At 58.6% G+C, this 16,891-nt stretch carries 17 protein-coding genes and 1 pseudogene; 6 read left to right on the plus strand and 12 right to left on the minus strand.

Annotated features, from left to right (window positions below; genetic code table 11):
• Window positions 1–82: 82 nt before the first annotated feature.
• The 3 genes from sufC to P186_RS00560 all read right to left on the minus strand — a co-directional run bounded on the left by sufC (window position 83) and on the right by P186_RS00560 (window position 2,728).
• Window positions 83–856, minus strand: a complete 774-nt coding sequence (gene sufC, locus P186_RS00550; protein ID WP_014287415.1) for a Fe-S cluster assembly ATPase SufC — start codon at window positions 854–856, stop codon at window positions 83–85.
• A 416-nt stretch (window positions 857–1,272) separates the two neighbouring features.
• Window positions 1,273–2,082, minus strand: a complete 810-nt coding sequence (locus P186_RS00555; RefSeq protein ID WP_014287417.1) for a hypothetical protein — start codon at window positions 2,080–2,082, stop codon at window positions 1,273–1,275.
• 160 nt (window positions 2,083–2,242) lie between these two features.
• Complete coding sequence (locus P186_RS00560; protein ID WP_014287418.1) at window positions 2,243–2,728, minus strand: hypothetical protein; 486 nt, start codon at window positions 2,726–2,728, stop codon at window positions 2,243–2,245.
• 914 nt (window positions 2,729–3,642) lie between these two features.
• Here P186_RS00560 and P186_RS14500 point away from each other — a divergent pair.
• From P186_RS14500 to P186_RS00575, 4 genes are read left to right on the plus strand one after another with little or no spacing between them, the layout of a single operon-like run.
• Complete coding sequence (locus P186_RS14500; RefSeq protein WP_014287420.1) at window positions 3,643–3,768, plus strand: hypothetical protein; 126 nt, start codon at window positions 3,643–3,645, stop codon at window positions 3,766–3,768.
• Window positions 3,769–3,785: 17 nt separating this feature from the next.
• Complete coding sequence (gene sufB / locus P186_RS00565; RefSeq protein WP_148682556.1) at window positions 3,786–5,210, plus strand: Fe-S cluster assembly protein SufB; 1,425 nt, start codon at window positions 3,786–3,788, stop codon at window positions 5,208–5,210.
• 32 nt (window positions 5,211–5,242) lie between these two features.
• A complete protein-coding gene (locus P186_RS00570; RefSeq protein WP_014287422.1) occupies window positions 5,243–5,839 on the plus strand; it encodes a hypothetical protein in 597 nt (198 codons plus the stop codon).
• Window positions 5,839–6,738 carry an ATP-grasp domain-containing protein gene (locus tag P186_RS00575; RefSeq protein WP_014287423.1) on the plus strand — a complete coding sequence of 300 codons (900 nt, stop codon included), beginning with the start codon at window positions 5,839–5,841 and terminating at the stop codon, window positions 6,736–6,738. The genes P186_RS00570 and P186_RS00575 overlap by 1 nt, the downstream gene beginning before the upstream one ends.
• Window positions 6,739–7,042: 304 nt before the next feature.
• Here P186_RS00575 and P186_RS00580 read toward each other — a convergent pair whose 3' ends face one another.
• From P186_RS00580 to P186_RS00590, 3 genes are read right to left on the minus strand one after another with little or no spacing between them, the layout of a single operon-like run.
• Entirely contained in the window at window positions 7,043–7,366 is a 324-nt protein-coding gene (locus tag P186_RS00580; protein ID WP_014287424.1) for a hypothetical protein, read from the minus strand.
• The gene (locus tag P186_RS00585) at window positions 7,359–7,892 is read right to left on the minus strand and encodes a hypothetical protein (RefSeq protein ID WP_237179432.1); all 534 of its coding nucleotides are present in this window, start codon (window positions 7,890–7,892) and stop codon (window positions 7,359–7,361) included. Before P186_RS00585 ends, P186_RS00580 begins: the two co-directional genes overlap by 8 nt.
• A 33-nt stretch (window positions 7,893–7,925) precedes the next feature.
• Window positions 7,926–8,285 (minus strand): RNA-binding domain-containing protein, encoded by a 360-nt coding sequence (locus tag P186_RS00590; protein WP_014287426.1) that lies wholly within the window; start codon window positions 8,283–8,285, stop codon window positions 7,926–7,928.
• A 73-nt stretch (window positions 8,286–8,358) separates the two neighbouring features.
• Here P186_RS00590 and P186_RS00595 point away from each other — a divergent pair, with 73 nt between their 5' ends.
• Window positions 8,359–8,925 (plus strand): 50S ribosomal protein L15e, encoded by a 567-nt coding sequence (locus P186_RS00595; protein WP_148682557.1) that lies wholly within the window; start codon window positions 8,359–8,361, stop codon window positions 8,923–8,925.
• Window positions 8,926–9,086: 161 nt separating this feature from the next.
• Here P186_RS00595 and P186_RS00600 read toward each other — a convergent pair whose 3' ends face one another.
• Both P186_RS00600 and P186_RS00605 read right to left on the minus strand, forming a co-directional pair.
• Window positions 9,087–9,950 carry a hypothetical protein gene (locus P186_RS00600; RefSeq protein ID WP_014287428.1) on the minus strand — a complete coding sequence of 288 codons (864 nt, stop codon included), beginning with the start codon at window positions 9,948–9,950 and terminating at the stop codon, window positions 9,087–9,089.
• Window positions 9,940–10,677 (minus strand): FAD-dependent thymidylate synthase, encoded by a 738-nt coding sequence (locus tag P186_RS00605; RefSeq protein WP_148682558.1) that lies wholly within the window; start codon window positions 10,675–10,677, stop codon window positions 9,940–9,942. The genes P186_RS00600 and P186_RS00605 overlap by 11 nt, the downstream gene beginning before the upstream one ends.
• 117 nt (window positions 10,678–10,794) lie before the next feature.
• Between P186_RS00605 and P186_RS00610 the strand changes: the two genes are divergently transcribed.
• A complete protein-coding gene (locus tag P186_RS00610; protein WP_014287430.1) occupies window positions 10,795–12,309 on the plus strand; it encodes a glycosyltransferase family 2 protein in 1,515 nt (504 codons plus the stop codon).
• Here the strand turns inward: P186_RS00610 and P186_RS00615 are convergent.
• The 4 genes and pseudogenes from P186_RS00615 to P186_RS00630 form a co-directional block, all read right to left on the minus strand.
• The gene (locus P186_RS00615; protein WP_014287431.1) at window positions 12,278–13,726 is read right to left on the minus strand and encodes a lysine--tRNA ligase; all 1,449 of its coding nucleotides are present in this window, start codon (window positions 13,724–13,726) and stop codon (window positions 12,278–12,280) included. The two genes, P186_RS00610 and P186_RS00615, sit on opposite strands and share 32 nt — an antisense overlap.
• A 28-nt stretch (window positions 13,727–13,754) precedes the next feature.
• On the minus strand, window positions 13,755–14,714 hold the full coding sequence (locus P186_RS00620; RefSeq protein WP_014287432.1) for an NAD-binding protein: 960 nt from the start codon (window positions 14,712–14,714) through the stop codon (window positions 13,755–13,757).
• Between the two features lie 34 nt (window positions 14,715–14,748).
• Window positions 14,749–15,384 carry a hypothetical protein gene (locus P186_RS00625; protein ID WP_014287433.1) on the minus strand — a complete coding sequence of 212 codons (636 nt, stop codon included), beginning with the start codon at window positions 15,382–15,384 and terminating at the stop codon, window positions 14,749–14,751.
• A gap of 28 nt (window positions 15,385–15,412) precedes the next feature.
• Window positions 15,413–16,847, minus strand: a pseudogene (locus P186_RS00630) (UbiD family decarboxylase).
• Window positions 16,848–16,891 lie beyond the last annotated feature (44 nt).

Genomic DNA, 16,891 nt, shown 5'->3' on the forward strand with positions numbered 1-16,891 from the left:
ATCTATATATAAAGACTCACACTTAAAACCCAGAAGGCCGGGGGGCGTGGTGATGAGGGCTGGGTTTCCGAAATGTGGCGACTTAGGAGCCAGCTGATCCGAGCTCCTGCCTAATTTCGTTGAAGTAGCTCTGGTAACCCACCTCCTCTATCTTTCTAATCACGTTCTCATCCCCCTCCAAGACCACGCGGCCCTCGGCCATTACGTATACCCTCGTCGGCTTTATGAATTTCAACACCCTGGCGTAGTGTGTGGAGAGCAGGATGCCGCTCCCCGAGGCGGCCAGCCTAGTCACAGCCCTGCCCACGGCCGCTATGCCGTCTATATCAAGGCCGCTGTCCGGCTCGTCGAGAACCGTGAACTTGGGAGAGAGGAGGAGGGCCTGCAACACCTCAGCCCTTTTGAACTCCCCCCCGCTGAAGCCCGCCCCCACCCCTCTGTTGAAAACCTCCGGCTTAAGCCCCAGCTCCGCCGCCAGCCTCTGGGCCTGCGCCAGCACCTGGGGGTTGGGGTCCGTGAGCTTTTTGCCAGCCCTTATGTTAATCATGGCTTGTAGAAGGAAGGCGAATCTAACCTCGGGCACGGCCACGGGGGACTGGAACCCCACGAATATGCCTCGGGCGAACCGCTCCTCTGGGGGTAGCTCTTTTATAGATTCGCCGTCTAGTAGAATGTCGCCGTCTAGGACCTCGTATCTCGGGTTGCCCGCAATTGTCTGGAATAGCGTCGATTTGCCGCTGCCGTTGGGCCCCATCAACACCACCACCTCGCCCGTGGCGACTGACAGCGACACTCCCTTGAGGATCTCCCTGCCGCCCACCGCCACTCTGAGGTTCCTGACCTCGAGTTTGTGCATATGGCAGAGTCGAATTGAGGTTAAAAAGTGCAAAGATTTACAAAGTCGGGCCGTAAGAAGTGCCACCCCGCCTCATACGCCGATCCACTCTATGTAGTGTACAGCTCGGGTGGGAGAGTTGCCACCACAAAGTTACAACGGCGGGGCTGGTGCTCACTCGCTGAAGAGTCCGAGACTAATCTACACAGTGGAGAGTCTGCTGGGATAGAGATTTGGAGGCCTCCATCCCCGCTCTGAGGCTCGGGCTCTTAGCCCTTTTTAGGAGGCTGAGTGGAGTTGCTGATAAGCTAAATCTCTCTAAGCCGCGGCTTGTGTCGCGGCTAGGCAGACAGAGCCATTATCACATAAAGTAGCTAGACAGGAAACACACCCCTCTGGGCGAACCGAAAAAGTCGGATAGGCCTTTTTTAAAAAAGCTACTTGTCTCTACCTTGGCAGAGGTTTTTCTTCTCTATTAGGTATTTTTCGCCGTAGGTTACTCTTTTCACAACTACGGTTTTACCCTCTTCCCTATACTTCCATATGAGATCTAGGGGGGTGTCTACCATTAGTATCTCCGGCTTCTTCGAAAGGGCGTACAGCTCCCTGAGAGGAGCCTCCACTACGAAGGCGCCGACGTACACCTCAGCCACGGAGCCGCCCACCTCAACAGCCTTAGTTATGTTGGGGGGCGGGGGCGTGCCGGTGCCGTTGTTGCTACGCCACCACTCTAGAAATAAGATGTGTCTACCCGTTGAGATTAGTGCAACCTCCCTTATCGACTTCAGCCACGCGTCGAGGCTATAGCCCTCCGGCCTAACGCTGTAGCCTAGCGATGTGTAGGTGCCGTTTTTGTAGTAGACGTAAGTCACAATTTCGACTATTTTGTCTGTAAGGCTGAGATTTTTAGCCAGCGTGGGGAACTCCTCTATTTGGTATATTCTGCACGGCACTACATAGGCTTTATATGTTTCATTTCCATGTTTATCTAAAAGCCTCTTCCACCTCTCCCAGGAGGCTCTCCGCGCCTCTATGTATTTTACCGTTTTGTTAAAATCCCCGCCTATCTGGTAGGCGCTGGGGCCGTGTTTAATAACGACGTAAGGCCCAGCCATTACGACTTCATGCACCTCACCCAGCTCGTCCACCACTTTCCCCTCTCTTACGCCAGCCCCACCCACGCCCACGTAGATAGCCACGGTAGCTATAGCAAGCGCCATGAGTATGCCTAGATACCTTGACCTCATACTACCACCCGCTAGATCCAGCTTTTGTATTGTAGCAAGCTAGTTCACACCACTCCTCCCACGGAGGTGGCGTAATAGTAGATGCGGGCTCCACCTCAGGCTCGATACGCATAGCGTAGTTTTCCTCTTTTTTAACTATGAAGTATGCATCTACATAATACTATGTATTAGTTTGTATATTCTGCGGGCTTTTTGTACCTATTTCCACTTCTTCATTACACATCCTAGGCACAGCGTAACATGTCGGATCCCACCACCTCCACTCCTCTACATCTATTCTAACAGGTGAGGGGAGGTTAGTGAGGTAATTCCAGAAATCATAAACGTCTTTATCGGTACCATCGGTACAGCTCACGGTTCTGTAGAAGTCAAAGGAGAAGTAATTATCACTTGTAAAGTATTGAGATTTTTTTGTCCAGAGATTATCGGTAAATATATAGTCTCTTTTTTGTCCACTTGAATCTGTGTAAGACCATTTGGAATGGTAGTATGACGAGGGATAGAAGTCTTCTGTATCGCATGCGCCAGCCGCACATGTATGTGAGGCAGTCGCTATTAACAGCAACAGTATAGCAGTCGCTAGCACCGCGCCACTCACCTTGATTTCTCTTTTGAGATACAGTCCCTTCAATAATCTATTTTTCATAAATAGTTTTGAAACTTTATTTATATAAATTTAACTCAATACGAATCGTTTTCTTATCGCTGTTGATAGTCTATTCTCTCAAGCAGATACGTTACTGCCGCCAATGTACTCCATATTAACCGACATGGGAATGCGCTATTAGTTCTAGGGGTGTTGACATTTGCACAAACTGCCATTACATATAACTAGAACCGCCCAATCCAAAATACCCAGTTTTATTTCAGTGTGGTGGGACTGGCTAGTTTCTGGAGATCTGGATTTGCATAATATCTCTCAGCTAAGCATGACCTGCCGCTATCCGCTTTCTTCGTGATGCCGTAGAATTTTGTTTGTAAAGAGCGTCTTTAGAAAGTTCATGAGTGAATACGCGCCGCTTTGAATATGTATGAGGAGGGAAAGAAGGTCGTCGCCGGTTTGGTTATTAAGAACCTATAGGGTTGCGGCGCTAATCGCAAGGCATATAGGGCGAAGCTCGTGGAGTGGCTGGGCTAGTGACCTAAAAGGGCGCCAAATATAACGGAGTTTGACAAAGACTCCTTTCCACACACTGGCGAACGTTTTCGGAATGCTGGCGGTAGCGAAGATGCGAGGAGATATGCAGTGAAGACGCCGTTCTGGGAGACGGGACTGTGAAGCGAGGGAGGTTTTGCTGTACGTCGGCGGCGGGAGGAGGGATAAGATGGCCGCCGAGGGGAAGGCGGCTCTCTACTACGCACTGCTGAGGGGGCTGGGTTACCGGCCATAGATGGCAAAAGCCAAAGATACCGTCCATATAAGACTGCACGGCGTTGAGGCTGGGCGCCTAGCTAGGGAGGCTCTGCCGTTTCTAATGGGGCTTGAGCATCTGCCGGAAGGAGTGAAAAGCGGCCGACAAATTTATTCTAAAGGTGGGTGAAGCTAATCGACAGTATAAGATGAAGAGGAGGACCAAGTTACAGTTCATAGACGACGCCTTAGACGCCCTCATGCGCCCAGAGCTGGTATGCAGAGCGCTGGGGTTGTGCCGCACCAGACAAGCTACTAGAAAGACTTATAGCTAGCAATCGCGGATGTATCCATGCAAGAGATGGAGTCTCTCCGCGCCACGATTAGCCATGTGGAGTCTGTGGAGGAGGCGCTCGGCCTTGAGAAGAAGTTTGCGTACCAGGTGGAGCTGAAGGGCCGCATTACTAGGGATATGGTGGAGGAGGTGAGCCGCCTCAAGGGGGAGCCGGACTGGATGAGGAGGCTTAGGCTGAGGATGCTTGAGCTTTTTGAAAAGCTCCCAACGCCGAGGTGGGTGAGGGCTGTGGAGGAGATAGATCTGGAGGCTCTTGTGCATTACGCAAAGCCTCAGGTGGAGACCGTGTCGAGCTGGGATCAGGTGCCGAAGGAGATTAGGCAGTACTACGAGAAGCTGGGTCTGCCTGAGATAGAGGCTAAGGCACTCCTGGGGCTGGGGGCGCAGTTCGACAGCGAGATCATCTACTTCAACTTGAAGAAGAAGTTGCAGGAGAGGGGCGTCGTTATGCTCCCCATGGAGGAGGCCGTGAGGCGGTACCCAGACCTCGTACAGAGGTACTTCATGAAGGTGTTTCCGCCTGAACATAAGTTCGCCGCGCTCCACGGCGCGTTGTGGTCCGGCGGAGTCTTCATATATGTGCCCCCCGGCGTGAGGATTGAGCAACCCCTCGAGACCTTCTTCTTCATAGGCCAGTCGATGGAGAGCCAGATGGAGCACTCAATAGTGGTGGCTGACAGGGGGGCCTACGTCCACTGGATAGAGGGGTGCTCCGCGCCCCGTCTGTTGAAGTACTCCTTCCACAACGGGATGGTGGAGGGCTACGCCCACGAAGGCGCCACGCTGAAGATAACCACGGTGCAGAACTGGTCGCGTAACGTGGTGAATTTCAACAACAAGAGGGCAATCGCAGAGGCGGGGGCCAAGGTGCATTGGGTAGAGGGCTCCATCGGTAGCAAAACCACGTACACCTTCCCCTCCACAGTGCTCAAGGGGGAGGGGGCCTCAACCGAGATCGTAGGCATAACCGCGGCCAAGGGGCCCCACTGGAAGGAAAACGGGGCCAAGGTGTGGCACCTAGCTCCGCGGACTAGTAGCAGGGTGGTGAACAAAAGCATATCTGCCGAGGGCGGCGTGGCGGTGTACAGAGGCGTGGTGCACGTCCAGAGAGGCGCCAAATACGCCAAGTCCCACGTGCAGTGCGACTCCCTAGTCCTAGACAAAGAGTCGGCGACGCTGACGGTGCCCCACGACCAAGTATTCGAGGAGACCGCCGTGGTTACCCACGAAGCCACCGCCTCGACGATATCAGAGGAGAAGCTTGCGTATCTAAGAGCCAGGGGGTTCACAGAGGACGACGCCAAGGCCGCCATAGTACTGGGCTTCGTCGGAGACATCCTAAAAGACCTGCCGTTTGAGTACGCGGTGGTGCTCGGCAGAGTCATCGAGCTGGAGTTCGGAAGACTGTCTAAAGTGGGCTGACACAACTTAAATACCTAGAGTTTAGCCACTGCGTGTCTCTCTGCACATTTGAGAAATTCTCACTCTGCAACCCCCAGGTGGATAAGGGGGAGGTTTTGAAGGCGGCGCTGGAGATCGGCGAGGCGCTGGCGGCCTCTCCCTACGACTTGATAGGCCTAGCCGTCGCCTTCGGCGCCGATCCGCTGGAGGCAAAGAAGAAGCTGGCCCTGGAGATCTCCGGCCACGTGAAGAGGCCCGTGGCCACCTTCCTGGCTAGATACGGCAGAGTGCACGGCTATGAGAAGGTGGAGAGGGAGCTGTTGAGGCTCTACCAGGCGCAGAGGGGGGGCTGTATATGTCCAGTGGCCCCCCTTGCCCCCCTGGGGGGCGGAGGGTATATAGTCCAGAGGCCCTACGGAGTGTACATATGCGAAGGGGGCGCTTGCAGAGAGGTGGCGCCGGAGCCAATAGCCCTGTACGAACACCCCACCGGCTGTATGTTTTACAACCCGCCGCTGGTTTTGACAGACCAGCCCGTGGCCGCCGTGGTCAACGCCTTGAGGCAGTTAAAAGTTGCCGAGCCCGAGCCTGTGGCCAGGGCCCTCCTCCCGGGGCTCTGTAGAGATCTCTGGGGGGTCTACGTGCCGTAATGCAGATAGGTATAGTTAGGCCTTTTGAGGTGGAGTTTAACCCCGGGGACGTCGCCGATCTGGAGGAGGCTGTTAGAAGGCGGGGCCACACCCCCGTGAAGATCTACGTAGATATGCTGGAGGTGGGGATTGAGAGAGGCGTCTTGAGAATACGGCAGGCCGTGGGGAGGGGGCAGCCCGTCGCCGTCGAGGCGCCCGGCGCCGTTCTTAGACATCTGGGGATTTTCCGCGATTTTGAACAGTTCCTCTACAGAGTGTGGGCTGTGAAGGCGCTTGAGGAGGCCGGCGTCTACGTAATGAACCCGGTGTTGCCGTGGGTGGCGGCGGGCGATAAGATGGCCGCCTTGATGAAGCTGGCCAAGGCCAACCTCCCGGTGCCCCCCACCGTCGTGACTGAGAACATGTTCATAGGCTACAGGGCGGTGGGGGAGTTCGGGAGGGCGGTCGTCAAGCAACTACGCGGCGCCATGGGCTACGGCGTGTTTCTAGTGGACAACCCAGACGTGGCCTTCCACATATTCTCCATGCTTGTAAATATAAACAAGCCGATATACGTCCAGAAATTTCTTGAAAAAGGCGGCGGCGACTACAGAGTGGTCGTGGTCGGGGGGCGCGTAGTCGGCGCAGAGTTCAGGAGGGCAGAGGGGTGGAAGAGCAACGTGGCCCAGGGCGCGAGGCCCGAGCCCGCCAAAACCACGCCGGAGCTTGAAGAACTCGCCGTAAGAGCTGTGGAGGTGCTTGGACTAGACTACGGAGGCGTGGACATAGCAGAGACAAAAGAGGGCTACTACATACTAGAGGTAAACCCCACAATGAGCTGGCAAGGCTTTAAACAAGCCACAGGCATAAACCCAGCGGAACACATCATAGACTACCTAATAGAAAAGACTAGAAAATAGGCCCCCAATCCACATCCAAGAAAGCACTTGGTTAATGCCTACGGCCGGTATGGGCTTTGGACTTGAAAACAGGCGAGGCGGTGGCCGCGCCTCCGGTCGACGGCAGGAATATAGTCTTCGGCGGCGGTGTGTATCTAAGAGGCGGCTATGGAGTCGCCTCTGTGCTCTACCTCTTCGGCTTTTCACTCCGCGTAGGGCTGGATCCTTCGAGGTTGAGGGCGGGCTGGCCGCTGGAGGCGGCTGACGGCGCGTTTGTCAAGGTGCCCATGCCCAGGGGATGGTGGATCAGTCCGTCGCGAGCACGTCACACATCGGCTTTGGTACTCGTCATCACGTCTAGATCAACGGCCCTGGTTAAATTTCTTATAGACGCCGCCACGGCCCTCGCCCGCCTAGAGGTGCCCACCACCTTAACCGTGTAGCAACCGTCCAGCAGGGCGACGGCGGCTCTGACCCTCCTCGCCACGTCTCTGGGGACGCCTATTACCAACACGTCGTCGTACATGGCGACTAGCCTAGGCGGGTGTATCAACGAGGCGAAGCCCACCAGCGGGTACAGTTCGAGCAACTCCACGTAGCAAGAGGCGGGGTCCAGACTCCTAATGACGAGGTAGCGCCACTTAGTCATCTCTGCCAGCTACGAGCTCCGTCAGCACCGCGAGGGAGTTTTTAAAAGGGTAGATCCAGTCGTCGCCGCCGCTGATCTCCACAAGAAGAGCCGCCACGTCCAGCGGAGACTTGACATCCCGGAGGCCCTCCACGGGGGTGGAGAAGACAACAGCCTCAGGCTCGAGGACTTTGAGCCACTCGGCGAGGAGTGCCAGGTTGGAGAGGAGGGGCCTTAGCTGGAGCTCCACATACTTCCCATACCTCACCGCGGCCCTGACCTGATCGCGGGTGAGCGGGGCGTGTGGGCTTACTCTGATGAGCTGAACGTCCGGCTTGTAGACATAGACGTTGAACTTATCTCTCCCCCTGGCCTCCGCCCACTTTACATCCACCCCCCGGACAAAGGGGGCCAGCAGACTCGTCTCGGCCTCCTCCCTCAGCAAGACGGCCCTGACCCCCACCTCCCACAGCGCCCTCTCCACAGCCGGCCCCGGCGACGCCAAGTCCCACTCCACAAACCCCCTCCTCACCACGACGCCAGACACAGGACACACATGAGGCCTATTTAAAAACAAGCCTCACCCGGTGCAGAGATCGCCTTTTGTCCTAATCTTAAGCCTAACAACGTCGTCGTGGTCCACAGCCCTGACCTGGCCCCTCGCCAGAGCCTGCTTGTCTAGCCTTAGGTAGTACAGCCCCTCACCCTCCCCCCGGGAGGCCGGCACCTCTCTGCTGAAGGCGGCGCAGAGCTTGTCGAGGAGGCCGTCGCAGTCCTCTACGTACGACGTGGCGAGGTATATGGGGTTGCCGTGGTGCCCCTCGTAGACCTCAACCACTATGGGGAGGGGGCCAAAGAAGTTGCGGAGCGCCTCGAGGACCCTTTCCAGCGACTCCGTGGCGTGTATTATGACGCTGATCTCGACGTATCTACACCGCACGGAGCTGGGCGGCTGGGGGTTTATAGCTGTGTCGGGGCGGGAAAAGCTTATAAAGACGGCTTAGCACTGGGCCGTGGCTCGGTCGGCGTATAGCTATATGGCGATGTGGTACAGGAAGCTGGGGAGGGAGGTGCACGAGCGGTTGATGAGAAAAGTGTTGATAGAGTGGAGGAGGGCGCCCTCGATCGTGAGGGTGGAGAGGCCCTTCCGGCTGGAGCGCGCCAGGAAGCTGGGCTACAAGGCGAAGCAAGGCGTCGTGGTCGTGAGGGTGAGGTTAATAAGGGGGCCCTTCAACAGGAGGAGGCCTGACTCGGGGAGGAGGCCCAAGAGGATGGGCGTCTACGGCATAGCGGCGTGGAAATCCTGGCGGCAGGTGGCGGAGGAGAGAGCCGCCAGGAAGTTCCCCAACCTAGAAGTCCTCAACAGCTATTGGGTAGCAGACGACGGCATGTACAGATACTTTGAAGTTATATTAGTCGACTGCAACGCCCCCACCGTGAGAAGCGACCCGCTCTACTCCGGCATATGCGGCAGAGAGGCGCCCAGGAGGAGGGTCGCGAGGAGGCTGAGGGAGAGGCAGAAGAAGACGATCGAGTATCTAAAGAAGACGTTGCTCCCCAAGCTCAAGACGGGGCAGTAAGTTTTTAAACATAGACACATTTTACACCACCGCGACGGGCTGGGAGGGCCGCACACGCGGCGCCGTGAGACAGCCCGACGGTGTCTGGGGACATCTCTTAAGTCTCCATCTTGAAGCGGGGAGCTGTACGCCACTCGGGGATCCGTCTCTACGCCGTATGGCTAGCCCCTCAGCTCCCGGAAGAGGTGGCCCACGTAGGCGAGGTTGAGCCCCCCTCTGCCGCGTTGCGTGAAGTCGTATAAATACGCCGAGTTGACAGCCCTGGCCAGGTTATACATGGAGAAGAACCAGGGCGCGTGCTCCGGCTTGCCTTGGAAGAAGACGTACCGCGGCGCGCCCCCCTCGCCGTATATCCACACCTGGGCATCGCCTATATTTATCTTCGAGACCTTGCCCTCGGGTCTGCAGCCCACAGCGGCGTAGAACCTATCCCTCCCCACGGCGTACTCCAGCCTCAGCCTCCTACCAGGGGCCTCGAGCCCCATCATGGAGGCGTAGACGTCGGCGGCGGCGAACACCCTCTCCAAGGTCCGCATGGGCGTGTAGAGACATCCGCCCCAAGCGTCGCGGAAGCCCCCGCAGAGGGAGTAGCTGCCACCCACGTAGGGCCTGTACCTCACCTGCACCTCTAAAAACTCGCCGGTTTTCTCCACGGGCAGGTCGATATCTACGTCGGGCACTGGGAGAGATCTGTAGAGGGAAAGCGAGGCGGAGAGCCAGCTGTCCCCCACGACGTAGACCGGCTTGTCCCCCGAGAGGGCCCCCTTCACCTCCTCAAATTTAAAAACGTCGCAGGAGTCCACGACGGCGTCGTAGTTGCCCGAGACCTGCTCCACAAACCTAACCGCCAAGACGTCTCTCAGAAAGTCGAGAGTGAAGAGCGGCTCAAACGGCGGCACGTCTAGCAGAGGGTCTGAGGGGTTCGCAGTCAGCACATCCACCTCCACCCCGCTCTCTCTTAGGAGGTAGGCGAGGTACGCCGACCCCGCCTCGAGACCCCTTATCAACACCCTCCTAGGGGCCATGCACAGCCGCGGCGAGCCAGGGCTTCTCTGGCAGTGGGCCGTGTCTCTCCTCGGCGTCTTTGATGGCGTATAGGCGGCAGTCCTCGCCTCTGGGCACCTTGGTGCAGAAGTCTCTGTGGAGGCTGGGCAGATCCTCCCACACGTGCCTCGCCAGGGTGGGCCAGAGCCTCCACGCCGTTGCGAACATCTGCCAGCAGACGTGTCTAATCTCCGCCTGGGCGGCGTAGGCGCACCTCAGCGGGACGAAGTTGAGGAGGAGCTCCCGGGCGTTCATCTGCACCGCGAAGGCCGTAGCCGCGGCGTTTGGAAGCGCCATCCTGGCGTACTCCGGCTTGAAGGACTCCCTCAGCCTTACGTAGTCCTCGTAGGCCCTCTTCAAAATGTCGGCGGGGAAGCCCCTCGGCACCACAAACCTAATCTCCCTCTTGGCGTAGTCCACGTAGCGCTGGGACTCGCTCCAGTAGGAGGCCAGCCTGTGGCGGATGAACTGGGTGTGGCACGCCCTTGAGCACTCCACGAGGAACTGCGCCCCCATAAACTCGAAGACAGACCAGTGGCCCTGTCTGTAGAAGGCAGATATGCGCTTGGCCACCAGCTCCCCCGTCTGGGCCCCCACAGCCTCCCCCCACTCCACCCCCCTATACAAGGCGTCGGTGAAGGCGGACACAAGCGCCTCGGATCCCCAGCTCCCCACAAGCAGAACCCTGGGAGTTTCGTAGATAGCCACCACGTTACTATAGGAGCGTATAAAAACCTCCTCTGCGTCACATTAGTGGAGTATCTAGGTATCACGTCACCAAGGCCCTCCGCGTGAAGACTTTAAATTATTCTCCCAACGCGGCTTGTGGTTAATATAACCTTTCCCACTGTTACAGTACCCAGGAATCTCATCAACGACACCCTCCAGGTTTTAAACAAGACGAGGGAGGGCCCCGTGACGATTCCCAACGCGCCGGTTATACCTCCGTGGCTTCAACACGCGCTCCTCTCTCTCTACATGGCGTTGCTGGTGCTGTCCATACTCCTCATCGCCCACTACGTGTTCTACGCCAGACACGCCAGGTCGGACCCCCCGGGCCCCGCGGGCGCCCCGGCGGAGGTCCCCCTCTCCATAATCATACCGGTGAAAAACGAGAAGCCCGAAACCGTGGCCGAGGCTGTGAAGAGGCTCGGCGCCCTCCAGTGTCCCCACGCCGAGATTTTAATCGTATCCGACGACCCCCCCGACGTGTTTGAGGAGGTTAAACGCGCCGTGGAGGCCCTGGGCAGTCCCAACGTCAAGGTGTTGAGAAGGCCCACCCCCCAGGGGTACAAGGGGGTGGCGCTGAACTGGGCCGCCGAGATGGCGGAGGGCGACGTGTTGGTATTTCTCGACGTCGACAGCGTGCCGCCCCCCGACATGTGCCAGAGGGCCAGGGCGGTGGGGGAGAGGGAGATACTGTTCCTCGGGTGGGACGGCTACGCCCCCGTCAAGACCCCCGTGGCGCAGCTACAGCTATTCCTCTACAAATACCTCCTCCTCCACGTGTCGATACTAGGCCGCCACAACACCGGCCACCCAGTATTCGCACTAGGCTCCGGGATAGCCGTCAGACGGGAGTTCTTCAGAGAGGTGGGCGGGTTCTGCAACTGCACGGCCGACGACTACGACATCTCGATGAAGGCCTACCTGCACGGCGGGCGGGTGGCCTACGCTCCGGGGCCCCCGGTCTACGTAGAGGTGCCGGCGGGCTACGACGCGTTTAAAAAACAGTACGCCAGGTGGACCTACAACTCGGCGTATCTCCTCGCCGTATACGGCGCGGAGATCTTCAAGCTGAAAATGCCCCTGGCCCACAGACTCAGCGTATTTCTAAACGTAGCCACCCACCCCCTCATGATACTAACCACCTTCTCCATAATGCTGGCAGGAGTGGCCATGGGCTACATGGGGATAATCCTCCCACCCCTCCACATCTTGATACTCCAGCTGGCCCTAGGCGTAGCCGCGTTGATGCAGAGCTACTACGTCTATAGACTAGCCGCGAGAGACGGCTACAGCTTCCCCGCCGTGGCGGGCAAGCTGATAACCTCGGGAGCCCTCCTCCTAGCCCTAAGCCCATACCTAACCCTCTACGTCCTCATGGGGCTCCTCAAGAGGAGGATCAGGTGGCACGTCACGCCGAAGGGCCTCGCCTCGGTGGCCGGCCGCCTCGGCCTATACGAGCTGGGCCTCGCCGCGGCTCTGGCGGTCCTGCTGGCCTACGCCCTCTACATCTCTAACTGGGTCCTGGCGTCCAGCGCCGCGTTCCTTATATTGGCCGTGTTGCACGCCCTGGCCAGGGTGGCTATCCCCTCTTCACAATTGGGTAGGGGATGACGTCCTTAATAGACTCGGCGTTTGTTATTATCATAGCAAGCCTATCCACGCCTATGCCCACCCCGCCGGTGGGCGGCATGCCGAAGGAAAGCTCCTCCACGAAGTCCCAGTCCAGGGGATGCGCCTCCTCCTTGGGGAAGAGTTGCTCCTCCCTGGCGAAGTACTCGTACTGCCTAACCGGATCGTTGAGCTCGGTGTAGGCGTTCGCCACCTCGTGGCCGCCTACAAAAGCCTCAAACCTCTCCACCAGGCCAGGTCTCTCTCTGTGGGGCTTGCAGAGAGGCGTCGACTCCTCCGGGTAGTCCACAACAAAGGTGGGCTCCACGAGCTTCTTCTCCACAAGCTTCTCAAACAGCTTGACGAGGGCAATCCCCCTGTTGTAAACCCTCAGCGGCACCTGGAGCTCCCTCAGCCTGTCCTTAATCTCGTCGTCTGTCAGCCTGTCGGGGTCCACCCCGGCGAACTCCCTCAAGGCGTCGTGGAGCGAGACCCTCCTCCACGGCGGGCTGAAGTTGATGCTCCACTCCCTGTACCTAACCACCCCGGTCCCCAGCACCGAGCTCACAGCCTCGTACACCACCTCCTCCGTGAGAGACATAATGTCTTTGTAGTCTGCGTAGGCCTGGTACGCCTCCAGCGACCAGAACTCCGGGTTGTGGAGGGCGTCGATATCCTCGTTGCGGAACTGGGGGCCTATTTCAAACACCTTAGGAAACCCCGCTATTACGTAGCGCTTCAAGTAGAGCTCAGGAGAAATGCGGAGGTACCACTCCTCGTCAATCGCCCAGACCCTGGTGGTGAAGGGCCTAGCCGCCGCCCCGCCGTAGATAGGCTGGAGAACCGGCGTGGGGATCTCCAAAAAGCCGCGCCTCCACATAGCCTCCCTAAGCGCCTGTATAAGCCTAGCCCTAGCCGCAACCCTCCACCTCAGCTGAAGGTCGAGAACCATCGCCACCGACCTGTACCTCATGTAAAACGGTGAGTCTCTATCCACCTTCCCCCACTCGGGGAGGGGCTGAGCCGCCTTAGCCAGCAGAACCACCGACGACGCCTTAACCGCGTAGTCCCCCCGCTGGGTCTTCACAATAGGCCCCTCCACACCGATGAAATCCCCCCGCCAGACGTGCTCCAGAATCGGCAACTTGGGATCCGCCATCACTTGAAAGCGGGCGCCGTCTTCGTAAAGATCTATAAACACGACGTTGGGGTGCCTCCTCACGTCGGTGACCCTCCCGGCGGTCCTCACCACCATCCCCAGCCACGGCTCCAGAAGAGCCTGCCTCCTAAGCTCGTTAAGCGCCTTCACGCTGTGGGTAGGCGAGTAGGAGTGGGGAAACGGCTCCACCCCGGCCCCCCGCAACGAGGCAAACAGACGCCTCCACTCCTCCACCCTCTCAGAACTCTGCCTCTCAGCCATCGCGCAGACAAACCAACCAGTTTAAAAACTACTCCCCCGACAGCGGCCTCAACACGCTCGCCCTCCAGAGGTCGAAAAGCCCCTTTAGGTGAACCACCGGCGTACCAGTCGTCATGCGATACGTAAGCCACTTCAAAAACCTCTCTCTATCGCCGGCGACCACCCAATCAGTAGCCTCCACCTCAAACACGCCGGTGGACACCTCCTGCGCCAATGCCCGCGCCAGCGTCGAGGCCTGCCACAGAGCTCCCCACCCAATGGGAGGCAAGCCAAGCTTCAACAAGGAGGAGTCCCCTATGAGATATACACGCTCGTGCTGAGTCTCAAAAGTCACAGGATCAACATCAAGCCCCGCGGCGATGGGGTGTATCCTCACAGCGGGGACAGAAACTCTCAACTCCCCCTCTCTATAAGGAGGAGGCTCTTCACTAATTTCCACGCCCGATTTAACCATATGCTCACGCTGTATAGACATGAACATTTTATAGTCGTCGTGTATGAAAACTACATGAATAGATACATCCTTCTCAGGAAACCTAGTTTTAATAGCATATGCAATTTCGGCAAAGCCGGCAACCGGGGTAAACTCATTTACAACAAACCTAACAGCCCTGCTACCCTCCACAGCTTGGAAAAGCCTCCTAGAACCCTCAACACTCCAGTACTCAGCACTCCCCACCTTATAACCCCCCGGCGCGAGTACTACATAGTCTCCACAAACCTGCACAGGCCCCGTGTTAGTCCTCACACAGCCCCCCTCCACGGAAACAACCGCCGCCTTTACATGCACTACCCTCCTCAAATCTGAAAATGGAAACGCCAAATCTTCAAAATCCACAAGCCCGGCGAAGGCCAGAGGGATGCCGATAACAAACTCATGAATAGGCTTGGGATCAACAACAACGAGAGTGACGTGAGGGGCAAATTTCAGAAACTCACTAGCAAAGTAAAGCCCAGCCACGCCCCCTCCGACCACCACCACGCGCATAAGGTAGCGAGGGGGGCGTGATATATACGCTACGTTAGTCCACCAGAACGACGGCCCAGCCCCCCGGCGCCTCCCCACCCAGTCCCCTCACCGGCAGGCCCAGCCTCAGCCCGAGGGAAGCCGCCCTCTCCAAAGCCCCGCGGCTAGGCACGTCTACGAAATACACCCTGCAGTTCCCCACCAGCTCCACCAGACGCGAGAGAGCCACCACGCGGCCGCCCCCCACAGACGCCCCGCTGAGCGCCACGCGCCATCTAGAAGGCCCCACCTCCGCCAGCCGCTCCAGCGCCGCCCTCCTCGGGTCGTCCCCCAGGACCTCCACCCTGGCGAACCTCGGCACGCGCCGCAGGGCCTCCACCACGTAGGCCACAGCCGCCGCCTCAAGCGCCGACGGATCCCCCGAGCCGACGTAGACGTAGCGGTCCGCGGCTATGTACTGCGCCGCGGCGTTCTCCGCGTAGGCCACCACATACCGCCCCACCTCCCCCCCGGCCACCACCACGCCCAGGGCCCACCTAGACAGAGGACCCCACCCCCGCCGCAGAACCCACTGAGAAAAGTCGTCTAGAAGAAAAGCCTTCACCTTCACCCCCACGCGCCCCCTCGGGACCCTCAAAGCCGGCTCCTCCACCCTCTTCACAACACCCCCCTCCACGACAAGCCGCCACACCCACGGCCAGCCGCCGGGGTATATAAAACTAGCCGAGAATCCTCTCCACCACCGCCCTCACCCGCGCCGCCGTCTCCGGGTCGGGAGACACCTCCTCAGGCCACCGCCTCCCCCCGTACTCCTCCGGAAGCTTCCGCGTCGCGTCTATCCCAAGCTTAGAGCCGTACCCGGGGATGGGCGACCCCGTGTCGAGGACGTCCACGTGGGCCCCCGGCACCACCACCACATCCCGCTGCGGGTCCACCCTCTGCGCCACTGCAAACAAAACCTCATTCAAGTCGTGGACATTCACGTCGTGGTCAACCACTATAACAATTTTAGTAAGAGACAGCATGTGGCCCAGCCCCCACAAGGCGAACATCACCTTCTTCCCATGCCCCGGAAACCTCTTCCTAATCGACACGATTGCCACACCCTGGAATAGGCCGAACTCAGGCAGGTTCAAGTCCACAACCTCCGGCAGTAGGAAGCGGAGGACGGGTAGGAAGACCCTCTCAACCGCCTTCCCCATGTAGGCGTCCTCAAGAGGCGGCCTCCCCACCACGGTGCCGTAGTAGATGGGGTCCTCCCTACGCAGAAGAGCCCTGGCCTTGAAGACGGGGTAGAGACCCCCCTGGTCGTAAACCCCGTAGTGGTCCCCCGAAGGGCCCCTCCCTCCGCAAGTCGCCGACGTCGACACACCCCTCCACCACCGCCTCGGCCCTCGCCGGGATGTACAGGTCGGTGGCCACGCCCTTGGTCACCTCAAGACCGGCCCCCCTGAGGACCCCCGCGAATAGGTACTCGTCCAGGGGGTAGGGAGTCGGCATCATCCCGCTGAGGAGAAACGCCGGGTCCCCCCCAATCACCACCGCGGCCTCCACACAGCCGCCGGACGACGAGAAGAGGTCAGCCGCCCTCTTGTGTATCTGCGCGTGGACGAGGGCCTCCCTCTCGTTCAGAAGCTGAATTCTGTACACCCCCACGTTATATATCCCCCTCACATCCCTCGTCACCAAAAGGCCGTATGTTATGTAGCGCCCCGCGTCCCCCGGCCAGCTCTTAAACGCAGGGATGGAGAGGAGGTTAGGCGCCTCCTCCACCACCTCCTTGACAGGGCCCCCCCGCACCGCCCTAGGCGCGTAGCGCCCCAGCTCAAAAAACCCCACAGCCGCCCTGAACTTATCCAAGAGAGTCAGCGGAGGAGGGGCGGAGAGGGGCTCCAGAAGCCTCCTCCCCACCTCCTCCAGCTCCCCCACCCCAAGCGCCAGCTTAATCCTCTCAAGAGAGCCGAAGAGATTCCCCACAACCCTCCACCCCGGGAACCCCCTCACAGACTCAAACAGCACCGCGGGCCCCCTCCCGTACATAACCCCCCGCAGAACCTCAGGAATCTCCAGCTCAGGCGACAGAGGCTCCGAAACCCTCCTAAGCCACCCCCGCCCCTCAAGCGCCTCCAAAAACTCCCGCAAGTCCGAAAACACGGGGGGAGGGTGCCCCGGGTATAAAAACAGTGGTTTGAGAAAAC

The organism is Pyrobaculum ferrireducens, assembly GCF_000234805.1.
Classification (GTDB): Archaea; Thermoproteota; Thermoprotei; order Thermoproteales; family Thermoproteaceae; genus Pyrobaculum; species Pyrobaculum ferrireducens.